We start from the raw sequence: 20217 nt of genomic DNA on the forward strand, positions 1-20217 counted from the left end.
CGCGTCAGACCTGGTCGACGACGACGTCGAGCCGGGTGCCGGAGCCGGTGGCGGCGGTCTCGACCCGCCAGCCGAGCTCGCCGAGCAGCCGTGCGAGGGCCGACGGGGTGCGGGGGTTGCCGCCGTGCTCGAGCAGCGCGCGGACGATCCGGCCCTTGGTCGCCTTGTTGAAGTGGCTGACCACCGACCGCTTGCCGTCCACCTCGTGGAGGACGCGGACGGTCGCCACGCGGTCGGCGAGCTCGGGCCCCGGTTTCCAGAACGCCGCATAGGTCCCCGAGCGCAGGTCGACCAGGAGGCCGGTGCCCAGCGACTCGCTCACCGCGGTCGGGAACGCCTCGCGCCACGTGGCCGCCACGCCGCCGAGGCCGGGGAGGGTGGCGTCGCCGGAGAGGCGGTACGCCGGGATCCGGTCGGTCGGTCGCACCAGCCCGAACAGGCTCGAGGTGACCGCGACCCGGGTGGCCGAGCGGCGCCGGGCCGCGGGGGAGAGGCTGTCGAAGCCGAGCGCGTCGTAGAGCACCCCGGTGTAGACGCGGTCGGCGCGGGCGGTGGGGGCGGTGGTGAGGGTCCGGTTGCGGTCGATCAGGTCCTGCTGGGTCCGCCCGAGGCCGAGCACGTCGGCCGCGTCCTCGCGGTGGCTGGTCGCCACCAGCGCGTCGAGCACCCGCCGGCGTACCTCACCGAGGGTGGGGTGGGAGAGGGCTGCGAGGTCGAGCGGCTTGCCGCGCGCGGGGGCGGTCTTCCCCTCACTCGGGGGGAGCAGGATGAGCACCGGGCAAGGCTAGGGTGCTGACCATGCCGAGCAACCGAGTGGTCAGGCTCCGGTCACGACGCGAGGGCGCGGCGGCGTCCGCGCTGCAGGACGGGATCGCCCGGATCCAGCAGGAGCTGGAGGTCAGCCCCGACTTCCCTGACGAGGTGGAGGCGGCGGCGCGTAAGGCGGCGGAGAACCCGCGACTGCCCGAGCTGGACCGCACGGACCTCGAGATGGTCACCATCGACCCCGAGGACGCGATGGACCTCGACCAGGCGCTCCACCTCGAGCGGGACGGTGAGGGGTACGTCGTGCACTACGCGATCGCCGACGTGGCGGCGTTCGTGACGCCGGGTGACGCGGTCGACGAGGAGGCGCACCGGCGCGGGGAGACCCTCTACGGCGCGAACTCGAAGGTGCCGCTCCACCCGCCCGCGCTGTCGGAGGACGCCGCCTCGCTGCTGCCCGACCAGGTCCGGCCGGCGCTGCTGTGGACGATCCACGTCGACGACACCGGTGAGGGCACCGACGTCACTGTGGAGCGGGCGCTGGTGCGCTCGCGCGCGAAGCTGTCCTACGAGGAGGCGCAGCGGATGCTCGACGAGGGGTCGGCGTCGGAGTCGCTGCAGCTGCTCGGGGAGGTCGGCGAGCTCCGGCTGGCCCGGGAGGCGGCCCGCGGCGGGGTATCGCTGCCGTTGCCCGAGCAGGAGGTCGACGTCGAGGGAGACCACCTCGACCTGGAGTTCCGCGAGCAGCTCCCGGTCGAGCGGTGGAACGCCCAGATCTCGCTGCTGACCGGCTTCGCGGCGGCGTCGCTGATGGTCTACGCCCGGGTGGGGCTGCTGCGCACCCTGCCGGAGCCGGAGCCGCACGACGTCACCCGGCTGCACCGCACCGCCAAGGCACTGGGGATCGACTGGCCGGCGGAGCTGCTCTACCCGGACTTCATCCGGACCCTGGACCCGTCGAAGCCGAAGCACGCGGCGATGGTGATGGCGTGCACGCGGCTGCTGCGGGGTGCGGGCTACGTCGGGTTCGACGGTGAGGTACCGGCCGACCCGCGCCACGCGGCACTGGCCTCGGAGTACGCCCACGTGACGGCGCCGCTGCGCCGGCTGGGGGACCGGTACGCCGGGGAGATCTGCCTCGCGCTGTGTGCCGGTGACGACGTACCGGGCTGGGTGACCGAGCGGCTCCACGACCTCCCGGGGACGCTGCAGCGGTCGGGGACGCTGGCGAACCGCTACGAGAACGCCGTCATCAACCTGGTCGAGGCGATCCTGCTGCACGAGCGGGTGGGGGAGACCTTCCCGGCCGTGGTGGTCGACGTCGACCACGAGGACACCTCGCGCGGCGCGGTCACGGTGAAGGACCCGGCGATCGAGGCGCGGGTCACGGGTGACGGCGAGCTGCCGCTGGGTGAGGACGTGACCGTCCAGCTGTCGGCTGCGGACCCGCAGGAGCGCCGGGTGGAGTTCACCCTGTCCTGACCCGTGTCGAACACGTGTTCGATACGCTGCTGCCATGGCGGGTGGCATGCGGCGGCGTCCCGAGCTGGGGAGCCTGGCCGAGCGGTCGGCCGCGATGCGTGGGGAGGCGGCCGCGGCTGCCCCCGTCCCGCCTCCGATCCGGCACTGCTGGGTGCTGGGACATCCGGCGGGGCGGTTGCCGGGGCTGCTGCTGGGGTGGGGGCAGCGGGCCGACGGGTGGCACGGGCGGGTGGTGCACCCGGTGGAGGAGGTCTCGGGCTGGGTGGTGGTGGAGGAGTGGCTGCCGGCGTCCCGGCTGGAGCCCGCCTCGGACGGACCTACGATGCCGGGATGAGCCGGATCTTCGCGATGCCGTTCGCCTCCGTCTACCCGCACTACGTGACCAAGGTGGAGCGGAAGGGCCGGACGCAGGAAGAGCTGGACGAGGTCATCCGGTGGCTGACGGGCTTCGACGACGCAGCACTGGCGCAGCACCTCGAGGCGGGGACGACGTGCGAGGACTTCTTCGCGGACGCGTCGCTCAACCCGAACGCGTCGCTGATCACCGGTGTGGTGTGCGGGGTGCGGGTGGAGGAGGTCGAGGACCCGTTGATGCAGCAGATCCGCTACCTCGACAAGCTCGTGGACGAGCTCGCCAAGGGCAAGGCGATGGAGAAGGTGCTGCGCGGCTGAACGTCGGTCGGCCTACGTCCGTCGGTGGAAGCTGATCCTTCCGCTGGGGTTGGTGCGGGTGGTGTAGCGGCGGTCGTGGGCGAGCCGGTGATGCCTCGGACACAACAGGCGGGCGTTGGTGAGGTCGGTGGGGCCGCCGACCGACCAGGGGTGGTCGTGGTGGGCGTCGCAGACGGAGGCGGGGAGACCGCAGCCCTCGGTGGTGCAGCCGCGGTCGCGGACCGCCAGGGCGCGGCGTTGGGCGGGGGTGAAGAGGCGCCTGGTGCGGCCGAGGTCGAGGGGTTGGGAGTCGCCGCCGAGGACGAGGGGGGTGATGCCGGCCTGGCAGGCGAGGCGGCGGGCTTCGCCGGCGCTGATCCGGCCACCGTCCGGGAGGGTGGCGGCGCCGAGACCGGTGAGGAGGGTGTCGTGGTCGAGGGTGACGACCAGCTCGAAGCCGCCGCCGCCGTGGCCGGGGAGCCGGTCGGTGGGGTAGTGCTCGACGTAGGCCATGAGTGCCCGGCCGAGGAGTTCGGGGGTGATCACCGGGCCCGGCATCCCGTCTTGGACGCCGTCGGTGTCGGGGGTGCCCAGTGGGTGGTGGCGGCGGGGGTTGGCCAGGGCGTGGAGCTGTTCCTTGAAGAGCGCGCCGAGGTGGGTGGGGAGGGTGAACCGGCCGTGGCAGGTGCCGTGGCCGTCGTCGTGGAAGGTGATGCGGGCCTTCGCGGTGGCCTTTGCTTCTTCGGCTTCGAGGCGGCGTTGTTCTTCGGACTCGGCGAGGTCGGGGGCGATGACGTCGAGGATCCGCCGGCCGAGGATCCGCAGCGCGCGGGCGTCGAAGTCCGCCGCCGCGGTCAGGAGGTGGTCACGTGCCCGGGCCCGGAGGTCGTCGGTGACGGTGTCGGGGAGGGCGTCGACGGCGGCGACGATGACGCCGGCCTGGTCGGCGTGCAGCCGTCCCGCGGCGAGGGCGGTCGCGGTGGGGGTGTGGCGGTCGGACTCCAGCCGCTGGGCGAGGGTGTGGGTGCGGGCGGCCTCGGCGCGGGTGATCCGGGTGCGGTGGGCCCACCAGACCGGGGTGTTGCGGGCACCGGTGTCATCGGCGATCCGCCGCCGGTCGGCCTCCCGCGCTACCCGACAGGTCGCCGCCGTCAGCCGGCCCGCTGCCCGGGTGGTGGCGTCGAGCAGCCGGGTCACGTCCGCCGGCGCGAGCCCGGCCAGCGCCAGCTCACCCAGGTCGGCCAACGCCGTGTCGAGCCGGTCCAGCACCTCGGTCACCACCGGCGACGCGTCGGCGTCGCATCCCGGAGCACGCCAGTCCGTGGAGGCAGCGTCGTGGCCGTGGGGGTCGTCGGGGTGGTGGTGCCGCAACGGGGGTGCCTCCTTCCTGGAACGCGCGCATCTGTCAACGGCGACCCGGCGAGTCCCTGCCGGCCACGGCATACCCCCGCCCGGGGTAACCGCACCACCCCACCCAGACGGTGGGTCCCACGGTGCGCGACACGGTGTGCCTGTGGGAGGCGGAACCCGAAGGGCTCCCGGCCCGAACCCACGGTGTCGCATCACTGGTTCGAACCTGGTTCCAACCTAGACGCCACCACTGACAACCCCGGCGCCCTCGAGACCTCACGGGCTTCGCCACGTCCGAAAGCGCTGCGTCTGGGTCACCCGCTGGTGCGGGTTTCCGTGCCTGGGTGCCCATCTTCTACGCTGGAGCTCTGGCAGGCGCCGGGCGACGGAGTCGGAACCGTCCCCGCGGTCGTGATGCGGTTCGCCCACCGATGCATCGCCGCTGAGGCGCAGCTGGGCGCCTTCAGCGAGGCGGGCCGCCCTGCTAGGTCTGCCGGCGGCCGGACAGGGCGTCGGAGCGGTTCCCGTTCGCCTCCGGCGCGGGCTGCGATGAAGAGGAAGGTTGCTGGTTGGCCAGGAGACGAGTCGATCGATCCGGAGCGGACAGGAGCTCCCGGAATCGCTCGCGGCGACGCCAGGACGACGACGGGCTGATCCCGGTACTTGCCAAGGCAGTCCGGGAGGTCGAGGCCGCGGTCGAGCGCCGGCAGCTGACGGCGGGCCAGCGTTCCCGACTGCAGGCCGTCGCGCTGCTCGTCCGTGAGGAGCGAGCCCGGATCCAGGGCGACTCGTCGGTCCCCGAGGCACGCGCGAACAACGATCGCAAGCGTCTGGACGGGGTGGCCACGATCCTGGCGCAGATCGTGGCGCGCGAGCCCTCGTTGTTCGCCGAGCTCGACGGCGACGTATCCGAGACCACGCAGCGTCTGATGCGCGAGATGCGGCACGCGGCGGGGATCGCTCCCGCTCAGGACGACGAGGTCGCCACGCCTGCAACGGCTCCGCAACCCACCGAGAGGAAGGCACCACCGCCGCCGCCGTCGGTTCGCGCTGCTCAGCTGGCCAACCCGTTCCTGACCCCGGACTTCTCACGGGCGAGCGCCAAGGTGCAGGGCCACCTGGCTGGGTGGGAGCTGATCGGGCCCATCCTGAATGCCTTCGAGCACCCTGCTCCGGGTGCCCCGGCCTGCATGGCGCTACCGGAGCCCCGCGGTACGACGGCGCCGAAGGGCCTGGATCTCATGGCCCACCAGGCGCGGCTGCTGGCCGCTGCGTCAGCGGGCCACCGGACGTTCCTCCTGGCCGACGAGCCCGGGCTCGGCAAGACCGCGCAGGCACTGCTGGCCGCACAGGTCGCGAACGCCTACCCACTGCTGGCCGTCGTACCCAACGTGGTGAAGACCAACTGGGCCCGCGAGGCGCAGCAGTGGACCCCCGGTCGATCGGTGACCGTGATCCACGGCGACGGTCAGACGATCGACGGGTTCGCCGACATCGTGGTGGTCAACTACGAGGTGCTCGACCGGCACGTCGACTGGATCGGGGACCACGGGTTCCGGGGCATGGTCGTCGACGAGGCGCACTACATCAAGAACAAGAAGTCGCAGCGGTCCCAGCACGTCATCGAGGTCTCCGACCGGATCCGGAAGCGGGTCAGCCGGCCGTTGTTGATGGCACTGACCGGGACCCCGCTGGTCAACGACATCGACGACTTCCGGGCGATCTGGCAGTTCCTCGGCTGGATCGAGGAACGCCGGCCCGGAGACGAGCTGACGGCGGCCCTCGAGAAGACCGGTTTCACGCCCGCCGACCATGCGTTCTACCCGGCCGCGCGGTCCGCCGTCATCGACCTCGGCATCGTCCGTCGACGCAAGGTCGACGTGGCCGCAGACATTCCGGCACGTCGGATCGCCGACCTGCCGGTGGAGCTCGAGGGAGCCGCCGGGCGCTCGATCAGCCAGGCCGAGAAGCAGCTCGCCCAACGCCTGGTCGGTCGCTACCAGGCGGCGCTGGAGCACCGACGTACCGGCGAGGTCACCGACGGGATCGACCACGCGCTCGTCCGGCTCGTGGCCGAACGCGAAGTGGCCGAGGGGGGCGACGAGACCACCGGGGACAATGTCTTCACGATGGTGCGCAAGATCGGGCAGGCCAAGGCGGAGCTCGCCGCCGATTACGCCGCCCAGCTCGCGCGCAGTGCCGGCAAGGTCGTGTTCTTCGCCAAGCACCTCGACGTGATGGACACGGCGGCGGAGACCTTCGCCAAGCACGACATCCGCCACACCACCATCCGCGGCGACCAGACCTCGACGGCACGCCAGAAGGCCATCGACGCGTTCGTCAACGATCCCGACGTCGGGGTCATCATCTGCTCGTTGACGGCTGCCGGTGTCGGGATCAACCTCCAGGTCGCCTCGAACGTCGTGCTCGCTGAGCTCTCCTGGACCAACGCCGAGCAGACCCAGGCGATCGACCGGGTGCACCGCATCGGTCAGACCGAGCCCGTCACGGCCTGGCGGATCATCGCCGCGCAGACCATCGACGCGAGGATCGCCGAGCTGATCGACACCAAGGCCGGGCTCGCCGGCCGGGCGCTCGACGGATCGGACGAGGAGGTCGTCTCGTCGGCCGACATCCAGGTCGAAGCGTTGGTGTCGATGCTGACCAATGCCCTTGCAACAGCGCCCGACGCCTCCTGACGCGACCTGGTTAGCCCTGTTGACGCCGCACTACTTGGCCGTCATAGCGGCGGATGGACGGACAGCGCGAACCGGCTCCGCATCGCGACCGCCGCGGTAGCGTCGCGTTATGGAGGATCGGGCCGCATCCAGATACGTGGACCTTGTCGTTCCAGCTCTCCTGTTCGGAGGGAATGCGAGAGGTCTACTCGAGTGGATGCGCTTGAAGGGGAACCCTGTCTCCGGGCGGCCTGGAGCGTGGCGAGTTTGTACCGAGGAGCGCTACCTGAGGCAGGCCCGCCCCGGGCTGCTGCGTTACAGGAGGCTTGCTGGGGCCGGTATCGCGAGCCAAATCCTTGAGGTACTGGGCTCACCCGCCCGCGGTGCCACGTTCGAGGCGGGAGCTGAGGCCATCGAGCGTGTGAATGCCATGGGCGAACGTTTGGACGAGTCTTCGGAGATCGTCGACATGTTCACGCATGTGAAACTCTCAGCAATGGTGGCGCCAGACGCGGAACTCCCTAGCGTCCTCACGGTCGCGTTCGACGCGATTCGCGACGTCCCTCTTGCGGACGACCCTGCATCGCGGCCGTTCGAGGACGCCGGCGTCCACTTGGCACAACGGGACCCAGCAATGACGCATCGGATCAAACTTCCATCCGTGCTATTGCGCTTCGAGTACGACGAACGTTTGACCGAGGGCGAGGTCCCGAGCCTCGCTCCAGAATCGGGTGACGACCCAGGATTCGCCGCCGCGTTCGATCTCCACAGCGGCATGCTGATGCTGGAGGTGTTCTTCGGCCCTCTTGCCGGCTGTCTGAGCCCATACTTTTGGTGTCTGCTTGTGCCGAGGAACCATGGGGTGCTGATAGTCGATCTCGGGGTAACGCTTATTGGTACCCGGTCGGAGGCGAGCGAGTTGCTGCAGATCTTGCCGACCTACGGAAATGAGCGCGAAGCACCCCGTCCTCGCCCATCAAAAGGTGCCTACGGTTCGGCGGTCGCATGGTGGACCGACCGACTCGATGATCTGTTCGGTGTGCTCACCGATCCATCGGTATTCGCGGACCGCGACGGCAACTACCGCGCCACTACCCATTTACATGCGCTGCTTACCTTCGAACAGCTCTTCACTCGCGTTGTGTCGATCCAGGGCGCCGCTCGAGATACGCAAGCTTCTCGGGCACTGTTGTTCTCTGTCCTGGACACCCTTCAGCGAATCACCGCCAGGCCGATCGAGAAGCACTGCTCGTCAGTGTTCGCGGCTAAGACGATCGAACGCCTTGAGCAATCGATGCCCGCCTCCGCCCAAGAGCTGCTCCTGTGGGGCCCAAGACGAGCTGTCGCAGCGCTTATCGAGGTCCAGCAGGGGTTCTTCCTCCGCGGGTTGACCGGGGACCAAATCCGCATACGCGACGATCGTGGTTCCGAGCGCTGGCTGAACCTCGACACGGCGGCAGCCCATTATCTGAAGGTCTTGCGAGACGCAACCCACGGGCATGGCTCCAATAGAGACAACTCCAAGGGCAAGACGAACTCTCTCCTCGCTCAACATGACGGGCGAATCCCACATGAGATCGCAGGTCTCGGGTTCCTTTACATGCTGGATGTCCTCGCCAATCCCGGTCATCTCCACCGAGTCTTGTCCAGTCATGCCATATAGGGGCTAGGTCGATGCCTATAGGCGAGGGCGGAATCCGTAGCTCGATAGTCAACTATTCAACGAATCCCATGCGCCCACTCAGTCTGGGCAGGTACGCGGATTGGAGTCAGCCTCTGAGGGTGCAATTGAGGCGGACGGGCTGGTCTGTAGGCCGGGTTCTGTCCCGTCTCACGACGGGGGCGACCATCCATCTAGGACGACCGTTGCCGGCCGCCTCCAGCGGTCTACCCGCGTGCTCGGGCGGGCCGCCCTCAGTCGCACGCGCGCCCGGCACCGAGGTGCCGGACTTCTTGACCTTGCTCCGGGTGGGGTTTACCGAGCCGGTCCGGTCGCCCGGACCGCTGGTGGTCTCTTGCACCACCGTTTCACCCTTACCGGTCCTCGAGAGGCCCGGCGGTCTGTTTTCTGTGGCACTGTCCCGCGGGTCTCCCCGGGTGGCTGTTAGCCACCACCCTGCCCTTCGGAGCCCGGACCTTCCTCGGCGCACCCCGCGAGGGGTACGACGCGGTCGCCCGACCAGCCCGTCCGCCCGCCAATTCTGGCACAGGCGGGGGCCGCGTCAGGCCAGCCGCGTCACATCCACCTGCACGAACATCGACGACGTACCGCCGCCGGAGAAGATGCCCGACAGTGGCTTCACGTCGAGGTAGTCGCGGCCGGTGGCCACCACCACCCAACGCTCGCCGGGCTCGAGGTCGTTGGTGGGGTCGAAGCCGTGCCAGCCGTCGTCCCACCACTCCACCCAGGCGTGCGACTCGCCCTGCACGGTCTCGCCGATCACCGGGTCGGTCGTGGGGTGCAGGTAGCCCGAGACGTAGCGCACCGGGATCCGCAGCGTCCGCAGCCCACCGATCACCAGGTGGGCCATGTCCTGGCACACCCCGCCGCCGGCCTCCCAGGCGTCCGCCGCCGAGGAGAACACGTCGGTGGCGCTCGTCTGGTACTCGACCTCGCTGTGCACCAGGTCGCACACGGCCCGCGCCGCTTCACCGGGGCGGGAGGCGTCACGGCGGATCTCCTGCACCCGCCGCGCGAAGTCCTCGGGCGGCGCCACCATGTCGGGCAGCTCGAGGTACTCGGTCCAGCGGTCCGCGACCTCGGGCGCCGCGAGGTCCTCCCACGACAGCCGCGGCTCCGGGCCGGCGCCCCGCTGGGTGTGCACCGTGGACGTCGCGGTCACCGTCATCGACTCGTGCGGGTCGAGGACCTCGAAGGCCGTGACCTCGTTGCCGAAGTAGTCGCGGTACTCGTAGGTCCACGGCGTCGGCGAGACCTCGAGCCGGGTGTGCACCACGAGCTGCTCCGGCGTCGTCTGCGGCGTCATCCGCGCCTGGTTGTAGGACGCGGTCGCCTTGCCTTCGTACTCGAACCCCGTCGTGTGGACGATCTTCAGCTCCATCAGATCCTGACCCCCGACCAGTCCTTGGTCTCGGCCCCGGCGAAGAACCGCCGGGTGACCGCCTCCGTCGCCAGTGCGCACGTGCGTTGCAGCCGTTCCATCTCCGCCGGCAGGTCGGCCAGCACGTCGGAGAGCGAGCGGTACTCCAGCTCGGCGCGGGTACGACCGAGCAGCCGCTGCGCGTCGTTGCTGATGCCGGCCCGCGAGCCCGACGCCTCGAGGTTGTCGAGACACTGCTCGGCCCGGTTGAGCGCGAACACCACCGACCGCGGGAACAACCGGTCGAGCAGCAGGAACTCCGCCGCGCCGCGCTCGGTCTCGAGCCCCTTGTAGGTGCGCAGGAACGCCTCGTAGCCGCCGCAGGCGTGCAGCGTGCTCGTCCACGGCGCGCCGATGCCGCCGGCGAGGGCCGCGGTTGCGACCAGCCGCGAGGTCATGTCGGCCCGCTCGATGCTGCGGCCCAGCACCATGAACTGCCAGCCCTCGTCGCGGGTCATCGTCGCGTCGGCGGCGCCGTTGATCAGCGCCGCCCGGTCCCGCACCCAGCGGTAGGTGTTGTGGCCGCGCAGCATCCGGAACTGGCCGGAGGCCACGCCACGGTACGTCGTGTTGAGCGCCTCCCACATCGCCACCGAGAGCGTCTCGCGTGCCCGGCGGGCGCTCTCCCGGGCGGCCCCGAGCACGGCCGCCACCGAGGCGGGGGAGGTGCTGTCGTAGGCCAGCATCTCCAGCATCAACGCCGTGTCGACCGGGGTGTCGGCGGGTGCGGGCACCCCCATGATCGACAGCAGGTTGCGGCAGGTGACCTCCTCCTCGCCGGCGGAGTCCTCCATCAGCAGCTGCGTCTGGACGTCGAGGATCCGCGCGGTGTCCTCGGCACGCTCGACGTAGCGGCCGATCCAGAACATGGACTCGGCGATGCGGCTCAGCACGTCGCGACCTCCTCGTCGCCCGGGGTCGTCCGTTGCTGTTGCTGCTGTTGTTGCTGCTCGACGGTGCTGGTGAGGTCGTCCATCGCCGGGCCGGTGCTCTGGGGCGGCGCCAGGTGGTCCTGCTCGACGTGGTGGGGCCGGCTGCCGGAGCCCGTGCCGGCGAGGACCCAGGTGTCCTTGGAGCCACCACCGCGGGAGGAGTTCACGATCAGCTCGCCCTCGGCCAGCGCGACGCGGGTCAGGCCGCCGGGCAGCACCCACACCCGGTTGCCGTCGTTGACCGCGAACGGCCGGAGGTCGACGTGGCGCGGCCCGAGCCGGCCGTCGACGAACGTGGGCACGGTCGAGAGCTGCACGACCGGCTGGGCGATCCAGGCGCGGGGGTCCTCGAGCACCTTGGTCCGCAGCTCGTCGAGCTCCTTCTTGTCCGCACGCGGCCCGATCACGATGCCCTTGCCGCCGGAGCCGTCCACGGGCTTGAGCACGAGCTCGTCGAGGCGGTCCATGACCTCCTCGCGGGCGTCGGCGTCACCCACCCGCCAGGTGTCGACGTTGTTGAGGATCGGTTCCTCGGACAGGTAGTAGCGGATCAGGTCGGGGAGGTAGGTGTAGACGAGCTTGTCGTCGGCGACGCCGTTGCCGACCGCGTTGGCGATGGTCACCTGACCGGCGCGCGCGGCGTCGATCAGGCCGGGACAGCCCAGCAGCGAGTCGCCGCGGAAGTGGACGGGGTCGAGGAACTCGTCGTCGACGCGGCGGTAGATCACGTGCACCGGCTCCAGGCCGTTGGTGGTGCGCATCATCAACCGACCGCGGCGGCACTCGAGGTCGCGGCCCTCGACCAGCTCGACGCCCATGGTGCGGGCGAGCAGGGCGTGCTCGAAGTAGGCGCCGTTGTAGACGCCCGGGGTCAGCACGGCGACGGTCGGGTCGGCGACACCGGCGGGAGCGGCGGCGCGGAGGGCGGCCAGCAGCCGCTGGGGGTACGACGCCACGGGCCGGATCCGGTGCTCGGCGAACGGCTCGGGCAGCGCGGAGGCGATCGCCCGCCGGTTGGTCATCACGTAGGACACCCCGGACGGGACGCGGACGTTGTCCTCGAGGACCCGGAACTCGCCGGCGTTGTCGCGGATCAGGTCGATGCCGGACACGTGCACCCGCACGCCGTTGGCGGGACGGATCCCGGCGGAGGCCCGGTGGAAGTGGGAGGAGGTGGCGACGACGCTGCGCGGCACGACCCCGTCGAGGAAGACCTGCCCGGCGTCGTACACGTCCTCGAGGAAGCGCTCCAGGGTCCGCACCCGCTGCTGGACGCCGTGCTCGATGGTCGACCAGGTCTCCATCTCGATGACGCGGGGGAGGATGTCGAGCGGGAAGGCCCGCTCCTCTCCGCCGATGTCGAACGTGACGCCCTGGTCGAGGTAGCTGGTCTGCAGCGACTCCAGCCGGCCTGCGAGCTCCGGGACGGTGACGTCGTGGAGGGAGGCGCGCAGCCGTTCGTACGGCGCCCGCAGCGATGGTCCGTCGAACATCTCGTCGAAGGCCGGACCGTCCGACCCCTGGTAGTCCTCGAACATGGCCGTCATGCACCGACCCTAGCCGGGCGCGACGGAGGAGCGCGCGGCGTGGGTCGGTGGGTTGAGCAAGACCGCGACCGAGCCTGCGAGGTCACGACGGCGCGTCGAGACCCAGGCCCGTAGCGGCACCGTTCGGGGGCGCGCCGCCGGCCACTCGGGCCGGTCAGGATCTCCGCGCACGGACCCGCCACCACCACACGTGCGCGGTCGGCCCGGTGAGAGCCCCCAGCAGCAGCACCGGCACGAACACTCCCGTGTGGGCGGCGATGGTGTCGGTGTAGTCCTCCCCGAGGCCTGCCGATCCCTCGACGGCGGCGATCACCAGCTGGACGCCGACCGGCACCGAGAGTGCCAGCCCGGCCGCCCACGCGACGGGGCTCCTCAGCGGTCGACCACCCCGGCAGACGAGGGCGTAGGCCACGAGCAGCGCGAGGGCGCCGGCCAGCCCACCGGCCCAGCCCTCGACGGCATCACCGGCGGCGTCCGAGGACAGGTAGCGGACCTCGCCACCGGACGGGAGGCACGGTACGACGCGGTCGACCTCCCAGCCGAGCGCGGTCCCGACAGCCGCGTGGCCGAGCTCGTGGACGTTGCAGCTGCCCACCACCGCGAGGGGAAGGGTGAGCGCAAAGGCGACCAGGGCGGTCAGGGCGACCAGCGGCCGGCGCAGGTCCGCCCACGTCCAGGGCCGCTCGGTCACGTCGGGGGCCGATGGCTACGGCTGGGTGAGGACCTCGGCGCCGGACTCGGTCACCAGCAGCGTGTGCTCGAACTGGGCGCTGCGGCGGCGGTCGCGGGTGACGACGGTCCAGCCGTCGTCCCACATCTCCCACTCGTGGGTGCCGAGGTTGAGCATCGGCTCGATGGTGAAGGTCATGCCGACCTCGATGACGTCGTCGAAGCGCGGGTCGTCGTAGTGGGGGACGACGAGGCCGGAGTGGAAGGCGGTGCCGATGCCGTGGCCGGTGAACTCGCGCACCACCCCGTAGCCGAACCGGCGGGCGTAGCTCTCGATCACCCGGCCGATGACGTTGATGGCGCGGCCGGGCCGGACCGCCTTGATGCCGCGGTCGAGGGCCTCGCGGGTGCGCTCGACGAGCAGCCGCGACTCCTCGTCGACGTCACCGGCCAGGAAGGTGGCGTTGGTGTCGCCGTGGACGCCGTCGAGGTAGGCGGTGATGTCGATGTTGACGATGTCGCCGTCCTCGACCCGCCGGTCGTCGGGGATGCCGTGGCAGATGACCTCGTTGACGCTGGAGCACAGCGACTTGGGGAAGCCCTTGTAGCCCAGCGTCGAGGGGTAGGCCCCGTGGTCGCAGAGGAACTCGTGGCCGATCCGGTCGAGCTCGTCGGTGGTGATGCCCGGCGCGACGTGCGAGCCGACGAGGTCGCGCGCCTGGGCGGCCAGCCGGCCGGCGACCCGCATCCGCTCGATCGTCTCGGCGTCCTTGACCTCGCTCCCGGCGTACTCCTCCGGCATGGGCTGGTCGACGTACTCGGGCTGCACGATGCTCGCCGGGACCGGACGGCGCGCGGAGACCACGCCGGGGGCGATGGGGGCTGCGAGAGGCATGGGGCGAGTGTAGTTTCCGGGGCATGGGTTCAGACGGCGCGGAGTACTGGTTCTGCCTCAAGCACCACACCGTCGAGGGTGCCGACGGCTGCAAGAGCGCCGACCGGCTCGGCCCCTACGCCACCGAGGCGGAGGCGGCGCGGGCGCTCGACAAGGTCGAGGAGCGCAACGAGGAGTGGGACAACGACCCGAGGTGGAACGACGACCTCGAGGACTGAGCGTTGAGCCTCCCCCCGACGCCCTCACGGCCCGCCAAGGCCTCACCGTGGCCCTTCGCCGGGATGATCGGGATGGCGTGCGTGGCCTTCCTGATCGGAGCCAGCATCCTCGCGACGCCCTGGTACGTCGTGCTGGTGCTCAGCCTGGTCTGGGTGGCCGGCCTCGTGGTGGCCGTCCGCTGGTTCACCCCGCACCCCACATGGGTGCCGTGGCTGCCGGTCGGCATGACCGTCGTGTGGTTCGCGGTCGTGGCCGGCGGGGCCGCAGTCTTCGACTGGAACGGCTGACCCCGCCTCTGACCCCGCCTCTGACCAGGCCTCAGGGCTGCCGCGCCCGGACCCGCAGGATCGCGTCGGTGCCGCCGTCGTTGTCGGTGGTCACCAGCAGGTCGCCGTTCGGCGTCTGCGTCAGCGAGCGGAGCCGGCCCAGACGCCGTAGCGGCTTGGGGGTGCGGGTCCACTTGAGCTCACCCTTCGGCCCGAACTTCATGAAGACCACCCGGTTGGACTTGAGGGCCGCGACGGCGAGGGTTCCGTGGAGCTTGCCCCAGCGCCTGCCGTAGACCCACGTCGCCCCCGACGTGGCGAGCGTCGGGGTCCCGGAGCGCCACTTGGCCCCTCGCTGCTTGCCCGGGAGGCTGTGGTCGGTCATGGGGACGGTCTGGTTGTACCCCGGTACCGGGTGCCACCCGTAGTCGCCGCCCTTGCGGAGCAGGTTGACCTCGTCGTCGCGGTCCGGGCCGTGCTCGACGGACCAGACGGTGCCGTTGCGTCGCTGCGCCAGGCCCTGGACGTTGCGGTGTCCGAAGGTGTGGACGTAGCGCTGCCGCGTCCGCCGCGAGTCGACGAAGGCGTTGGTGGGCCACGGCTTCCCGGTCATCCGGTTGAGCCGGAGCGTCTTGCCCGCGAAGGAGTTCTTGTTGCGGGGAGCGCTGCCGATGCCGGCATCGCCGGTGCTGACCATCAGCGACCCGTTGCGGGCGACCAGGAGCCGGCAACCGCCGTGGAAGCCGCGCGTCGACGTCGGGATGCCGGACAGCAGGGTCTCCACCCGGCGCGCCCGGTTCTCCGCGGCGTTGAGGCGCCAGGCGATCACCCGGATGTCGTGGCCGCCGCCCCGCTTCTCCCAGCCTGAGCAGGTGTAGAAGCGGCGGTTGTCCCGGAAGTCCGGGTCGACCTCCAGCGACATCAGTCCGGTCTCCCCCAGGACCCAGATCCGGGAGCTGGGGAACCGCACGGTGCGGCGGCTGCCGCCCGAGTAGGAGGAGAGGCGGGCGCGGTCCCGCTCGGTGACCAGCAGCGTGCCGCCCGGCAGGCGCTTCACGTCCCACGGGTTGTCGAGACCGGTCACCAGCCGGCGTACGCGCAGCCCGGGCATCGCCTTGGGCCGCGGGCTGGCCGTGGGGCCGGCGGAGGTGGAGGTGGCCGACGGGCTCGCCGCGGGCGAGGAGGAGTCGGCGGCCGCCGGGCGGCGGGGGGCTTCGTCGGCGGCGCAGGCGGGGGAGGCGGTGACGGTCAGCACGAGCGCCAGCGCGGGGAGGAGGGGACGCATGGCGGAACGGTAACCCCTGGCCGGGTGCGTCGTTGGTCACTGGACAGCGCCCACTCGGAGGTTCCATGCCCACGAACGCCCTCGCACGCCTTGCCGCCGCATCAGTGCTCGCCAGCCTGGTGCTCGTCGCGCCACCGGCCTCCGGCCACGGTGACGGCGACGTCGCCACCAACACCCGCGGGATCGAGGTGGAGACGCAGGGCCAGGGCAAGCGGATGGAGTTCGTGGCCAACCTGCAGTACGACGAGACCGGCGGGGTCCAGAACGGCTCGGACATCGAGTTCGTGCGGCTCGGGCGCAAGGAGTACGCGCTGGCCGGGACGCTCCGCAAGGGCATGCAGATCATCGACATCACCAAGCCCCGCAACCCACGCAAGGTGGCCGTCTACGACTGCGCCATCAGCCAGGGCGACATCCAGGTCTGGCGGACCGGTGGCCGGGTGCTGGCCAGCTACACGGCCGACGGCACCGTGCGCGCCGAGGGCGCCCAGTCGCAGTGCGGCCGCGACCTGCAGCTCGAGCCCAGCGACGCCGGCACCGTGCTGGTCGACATCACCTCGCCCAGCAACCCGCAGTCGCTGAGCTTCCTGCCGGTCCCGCAGGGCTCCCACAACATGACGCTGCACCCGAGTGGCGACTACCTCTACAACTCCAACTCCGACCTCTACACCTCCGGCAAGGTCCCCAACGTCACGATCTACGACGTCCGCAACCCGCTGGACCCCAAGAAGGTCGTCGACTACGAGCTGCCCTTCACCCCCGGGTCGCTCGGAACGGAGTCGCACGACATCACCTTCGACAGCAGCGGTGACCGCGCGTACGTCGCCGCGCTGTCGCAGACCCTCGTGCTCGACACCTCCGACCCCCGCCGGCCGGAGCTGATCAGCAAGATCGTCGACCCGACCATCAACGTGGTGCACCAGTCCGACCCGTTCCGGGTGCAGCGCCCCAACGGCACCTGGCGCGAGCTGCTGATCATCACCGACGAGCGGGCCGGCGCGGCCGCGAGCGCCGAGTGCCCGGGCGGTGGCCTCCACGTCTACGACATCACCGGGAAGAAGGAGCAGTCGCCCGAGAAGCTCGGTGCCTGGTTCATCCCCGCGGCGCAGGTCCAGGCGGGCGCCACCTGCACCTCCCACGTGCTGCGCATCTACGAGCGCCAGAAGATGATGACGATCGCCTGGTACGCCCAGGGCGTCCGCGTGCTCGACATCGCCGGGCTCGCGACCTACCAGGGCTCGGCCACCGACATCGCCCTCGGTGACGGCATCGGCATGAAGGAGGTCGGCAACTACGTCTTCGCCGACTCCGACGCGTGGTCGTTCAAGACCAACAAGATCCGCCGCGACGGCTCGTTCTTCGGCTACGCCAACGACCTGGTCCGCGGGTTCGACGTGTTCCGCTTCAAGGGGCTGCAGGACCGCAAGGTCGCACCGCTGAAGCCGAAGGACGTCGCGCCGCGGAAGCAGTCGCAGCAGGCTCGCGCCCTCGCGCCGCTGGCGGTGCTGCTGCCGGCGATCGTGGTGGTCGGGCTGATCCGCCGCCGGCTGCGCCAGGACGGCTGACCGCAGCCAAGACGTCAGGCGACCGCGTGCGTTGACGCGCGGTTCGCCTGACGTCGTGACCTCGTGGTGGCCGACGAGCTCGTGCTGACGACGGAGCGCCTGCTCCTGCGACGCTGGCGGGAGTCGGAGGCAGCGCTCCGGCGGGAGCTGTGGACCGAACGCGATCCTCGGGTGCCGCCCGGCCGCCGCATCGCCGCCGACGGGAACCCGCCGGTCGCCAGCTTCGAGGCGGCCATCCGGGACGAGCAGTCGTCCGCCGTCGGCCTGCTGGCCGTCGAGCGCAGGTCCGACGGGGACGTGGTCGGCTACTGCGGCCTCGTCGACAGCGGACGCGGCGTGCAGGAGCCGGAGCTGGCCTTCGAGCTCCTCCGCTGGTCATGGGGACGCGGGTACGCCACGGAGGCTTCGTGGGCGGTGCTCGACTGGGCACGCTCGGCGGGACACCGGCGACTGTGGGCCACCGTCTGGGAGTGGAACACCGCCTCCCGGCGGGTGCTGGCGAAGGTCGGGTTCACCGAGACCGAGCGCGAGGAGACGGGCCACGGCACGAACCTCGTGGCGACCCGGCGGCTCTGACCGCCGCCCGCCGCCTGGACCGCCAGCCTCAGAAGGTGTGCTCGGGGCCGGGGAACGTGCCGGCCTTCACGTCGTCGGCGTAGGCGCGGGCGGCCTCGAGCAGGACGCCGTGGACGTCGGCGTACTGCTTGACGAAGCGGGCCATCTTGCCGGTCCGCAGTCCAAAGGCGTCCTGCCAGACGAGCACCTGGCCGTCACAGTCCTTGCCGGCGCCGATGCCGATGGTGGGGATCTCGAGCTCCTTGGTGACCTGGCCGGCCACGTCGCCGGGCACCATCTCCATGACCACGGCGAAGGCGCCGGCGTCCTGGACGGCGCGGGCGTCGCGGAGCACGCGGTCGGCGGCGTCGCCACGCCCCTGCACCCGGTAGCCGCCGAGGGCGTGCTCGCTCTGCGGGGTGAACCCGACGTGCGCCATCACCGGGATGCCGCCGCGGGTCAGCTTCTCGATCTGGGGCACCATCTCGACCCCGCCCTCGAGCTTGACGCAGTGGGCGCCGCCCTCCTTCATGAAGCGCACCGACGTCAGGTAGGCCTGCTCGGGCGAGGCCTGGTAGGACCCGAAGGGGAGGTCGCCGACGACGAGGCTGCGCTTCACCGAGCGTGACACCGCCCGGGTCAGCGGGATCAGCTCGTCGACGGTCACCGGCAGCGAGGTCTCGTTGCCGTAGACGTTGTTGCTGGCGCTGTCGCCGACCAGCAGCACGTCGATGCCGGCCTCGTCGAAGGTGGCCGCGGCGTACTGCTCGTAGGCGGTGAGCATCGTGAACTTCTCGCCGCGCTCCTTCATCTCACGGAGGTGGTGGGTGCGGACCCGCTTCACCGGCGTCGTCGCACCCTGCTGAGGACCGATGCCGTAGGGCGCGGGCTGCTCGTCGCTCATGCCATCAGGCTAGACCTGCGCCGGACCCGCGTGATGTGGCCTGCCTCACCACCGCCACGGGGGTCGGCGGCGTGGCACCATGCCGCCAGGGCGGGTCGCGTCGAGCCGCCGGAACGGGGCGGACCACGATGCAGCAACCCGACGTCCTCGCGATCGTCCAGGCCGGGGGAGCGGGCAACCGGATGGACGTGCTGACGCGGGAGCGGACCAAGCCGGCGCTCCCCGTGGCAGGCGTCTACCAGCTCGTCGACTTCCCGCTGTCGAACCTCAGCCACAGCGGCATCACCGACGTGTGGCTCTCGGTGCAGTACCAGGGCGCCTCCCTGGAGGAGCAGGTCGCCAACGGCCGGCCCTGGGACCTCGACCGCAACCGTGGCGGGCTGCGGCTGCTGATGCCGCAGCAGGGCGCGGGCAGCCCCGACGAGGACGGCTTCGCCACGGGGAACGCCGACGGGCTGCTCAAGCTGCGCCGCGAGCTCCACCAGCGCGACCCGGAGGTGCTGCTGCTGCTCAGCTCCGACCACGTCTACCGGTTCGACTTCCGCGACCTGGTCGCCGAGCACCTCGAGCGCGGCAACGAGTGCACGGTGGTCACCACCGAGGTCGACGTGTCGGAGGCCGGGGACTTCGCGGTGCTCGACGTCGACGGCGACCGGGTGGTCGGCGTGGACTACAAGCCGGAGTCACCCACGTCCGGAACGGTGGCCGCGGAGCTGTTCGCCTACCGGCCGGACACGCTGCTCGAGGTGCTGGAAGAGCTGCACGGCGAGCTCGGGGCAGACGCCGACCGGGGTGACAGCGGGCTCGGCGACTACGGCGAGCACCTGCTGCCGCGGATGGTCTCGCGCGGGCGGACCGGCGCGCTGCCGCTGCCGGGCTACTGGCGGGACCTGGGCCAGCCTCACCTCTACCTGCGCGCGCACCGCGAGCTGCTGACCGACGACCTCGGCGTCCTCAACGACCCGGTGTGGCCGATCCTCACCCAGCACCCGCAACGGTCGGCGGCCCGGCTGCTGGATGGGTCACAGGTGGTGGACAGCCTGGTGAGCTCGGGCTGCCGGGTGGCCGGCACGGTGGTCCGCAGCGTGCTGGGTCCCGGGGTGGTCGTCGAGCCCGGCGCGTGCGTCACCGACTCGGTCGTGTTCGCCGACGTCCGCCTCGACAGGGGAGCGCAGGTCACCGAATCCATCGTCGACACCGGCTGTCGCATCGGCGACGGCGCCACCGTCGGGTCGGAGGCCGCCGACCTCGCCGACAGCGACCAGGTCACCCTCGTGGGCCGTGACAGCGAGGTGACACCGGGCGCGGACGTCGGCGCGGGGGCCAGGCTGGAGCCCGGCACCCGCGCCTGAG

19 protein-coding genes and 1 other RNA gene are annotated in these 20217 nt (G+C 71.1%); 10 read left to right on the top strand and 10 right to left on the bottom strand.

Features of this window, described 5'->3' with window-relative positions; all coding sequences use genetic code 11:
• Positions 1-4 precede the first annotated feature (4 nt).
• Positions 5-775 (bottom strand): peroxide stress protein YaaA, encoded by a 771-nt coding sequence (yaaA, locus tag K6T13_RS06660; RefSeq protein WP_222897718.1) that lies wholly within the window; start codon positions 773-775, stop codon positions 5-7.
• A 23-nt stretch (positions 776-798) separates the two neighbouring features.
• Between yaaA and K6T13_RS06665 the strand changes: the two genes are divergently transcribed.
• From K6T13_RS06665 to K6T13_RS06675, 3 genes are read left to right on the top strand one after another with little or no spacing between them, the layout of a single operon-like run.
• A complete protein-coding gene (locus K6T13_RS06665; RefSeq protein ID WP_222897719.1) occupies positions 799-2247 on the top strand; it encodes an RNB domain-containing ribonuclease in 1449 nt (482 codons plus the stop codon).
• A gap of 34 nt (positions 2248-2281) precedes the next feature.
• Positions 2282-2581: a hypothetical protein gene (locus tag K6T13_RS06670; RefSeq protein WP_222897720.1), complete on the top strand. Its 300-nt coding sequence runs from the start codon at positions 2282-2284 to the stop codon at positions 2579-2581.
• Positions 2578-2919, top strand: coding sequence for a DUF2200 domain-containing protein (locus K6T13_RS06675; RefSeq protein WP_222897721.1), 342 nt, complete (start codon positions 2578-2580; stop codon positions 2917-2919). Before K6T13_RS06670 ends, K6T13_RS06675 begins: the two co-directional genes overlap by 4 nt.
• A gap of 12 nt (positions 2920-2931) precedes the next feature.
• On the opposite strand, the gene K6T13_RS06680 is transcribed toward K6T13_RS06675, so the two are convergent.
• Entirely contained in the window at positions 2932-4269 is a 1338-nt protein-coding gene (locus tag K6T13_RS06680; RefSeq protein ID WP_222897722.1) for an HNH endonuclease signature motif containing protein, read from the bottom strand.
• 548 nt (positions 4270-4817) lie between these two features.
• Between K6T13_RS06680 and K6T13_RS06685 the strand changes: the two genes are divergently transcribed.
• Positions 4818-6947: a DEAD/DEAH box helicase gene (locus K6T13_RS06685; protein WP_222897723.1), complete on the top strand. Its 2130-nt coding sequence runs from the start codon at positions 4818-4820 to the stop codon at positions 6945-6947.
• A 196-nt stretch (positions 6948-7143) separates the two neighbouring features.
• Positions 7144-8589 (top strand): hypothetical protein, encoded by a 1446-nt coding sequence (locus tag K6T13_RS06690; RefSeq protein ID WP_222897724.1) that lies wholly within the window; start codon positions 7144-7146, stop codon positions 8587-8589.
• A gap of 131 nt (positions 8590-8720) precedes the next feature.
• Here K6T13_RS06690 and rnpB read toward each other — a convergent pair.
• The 6 genes from rnpB to map form a co-directional block, all read right to left on the bottom strand.
• Positions 8721-9113, bottom strand: an RNA gene (gene rnpB / locus K6T13_RS06695) — RNase P RNA component class A.
• 35 nt (positions 9114-9148) lie between these two features.
• The gene (locus K6T13_RS06700) at positions 9149-9988 is read right to left on the bottom strand and encodes a transglutaminase family protein (RefSeq protein WP_222897725.1); all 840 of its coding nucleotides are present in this window, start codon (positions 9986-9988) and stop codon (positions 9149-9151) included.
• Entirely contained in the window at positions 9988-10920 is a 933-nt protein-coding gene (locus K6T13_RS06705; RefSeq protein ID WP_222897726.1) for an alpha-E domain-containing protein, read from the bottom strand. The genes K6T13_RS06700 and K6T13_RS06705 overlap by 1 nt, the downstream gene beginning before the upstream one ends.
• The gene (locus K6T13_RS06710; protein WP_222897727.1) at positions 10914-12506 is read right to left on the bottom strand and encodes a circularly permuted type 2 ATP-grasp protein; all 1593 of its coding nucleotides are present in this window, start codon (positions 12504-12506) and stop codon (positions 10914-10916) included. The genes K6T13_RS06705 and K6T13_RS06710 overlap by 7 nt, the downstream gene beginning before the upstream one ends.
• A gap of 154 nt (positions 12507-12660) precedes the next feature.
• Positions 12661-13197: a hypothetical protein gene (locus K6T13_RS06715; protein WP_222897728.1), complete on the bottom strand. Its 537-nt coding sequence runs from the start codon at positions 13195-13197 to the stop codon at positions 12661-12663.
• A gap of 15 nt (positions 13198-13212) precedes the next feature.
• On the bottom strand, positions 13213-14070 hold the full coding sequence (map, locus tag K6T13_RS06720; RefSeq protein WP_222897729.1) for a type I methionyl aminopeptidase: 858 nt from the start codon (positions 14068-14070) through the stop codon (positions 13213-13215).
• A 23-nt stretch (positions 14071-14093) separates the two neighbouring features.
• On the opposite strand from map, the gene K6T13_RS06725 reads away from it, so the two are divergent.
• Together K6T13_RS06725 and K6T13_RS06730 are read left to right on the top strand one after the other, a co-directional pair.
• Entirely contained in the window at positions 14094-14288 is a 195-nt protein-coding gene (locus K6T13_RS06725; RefSeq protein ID WP_222897730.1) for a hypothetical protein, read from the top strand.
• 3 nt (positions 14289-14291) lie between these two features.
• Positions 14292-14576 (top strand): hypothetical protein, encoded by a 285-nt coding sequence (locus K6T13_RS06730; RefSeq protein WP_222897731.1) that lies wholly within the window; start codon positions 14292-14294, stop codon positions 14574-14576.
• Positions 14577-14607: 31 nt separating this feature from the next.
• Here K6T13_RS06730 and K6T13_RS06735 read toward each other — a convergent pair whose 3' ends face one another.
• Entirely contained in the window at positions 14608-15840 is a 1233-nt protein-coding gene (locus tag K6T13_RS06735) for a PQQ-dependent sugar dehydrogenase (RefSeq protein WP_222897732.1), read from the bottom strand.
• A gap of 65 nt (positions 15841-15905) precedes the next feature.
• On the opposite strand from K6T13_RS06735, the gene K6T13_RS06740 reads away from it, so the two are divergent.
• Positions 15906-17405: an LVIVD repeat-containing protein gene (locus K6T13_RS06740; protein WP_222897733.1), complete on the top strand. Its 1500-nt coding sequence runs from the start codon at positions 15906-15908 to the stop codon at positions 17403-17405.
• A 66-nt stretch (positions 17406-17471) separates the two neighbouring features.
• Entirely contained in the window at positions 17472-17981 is a 510-nt protein-coding gene (locus K6T13_RS06745; protein WP_222897734.1) for a GNAT family N-acetyltransferase, read from the top strand.
• Positions 17982-18009: 28 nt separating this feature from the next.
• Here K6T13_RS06745 and panB read toward each other — a convergent pair whose 3' ends face one another.
• The gene (gene panB, locus K6T13_RS06750; RefSeq protein WP_222897735.1) at positions 18010-18864 is read right to left on the bottom strand and encodes a 3-methyl-2-oxobutanoate hydroxymethyltransferase; all 855 of its coding nucleotides are present in this window, start codon (positions 18862-18864) and stop codon (positions 18010-18012) included.
• Between the two features lie 128 nt (positions 18865-18992).
• On the opposite strand from panB, the gene K6T13_RS06755 reads away from it, so the two are divergent.
• Positions 18993-20216, top strand: coding sequence for a glucose-1-phosphate adenylyltransferase family protein (locus tag K6T13_RS06755; protein WP_222897736.1), 1224 nt, complete (start codon positions 18993-18995; stop codon positions 20214-20216).
• The last annotated feature ends 1 nt before the right edge of the window (position 20217 follow it).

Origin of the sequence: Nocardioides coralli (assembly GCF_019880385.1) — a bacterium.
Classification (GTDB): domain Bacteria; phylum Actinomycetota; class Actinomycetes; order Propionibacteriales; family Nocardioidaceae; genus Nocardioides; species Nocardioides coralli.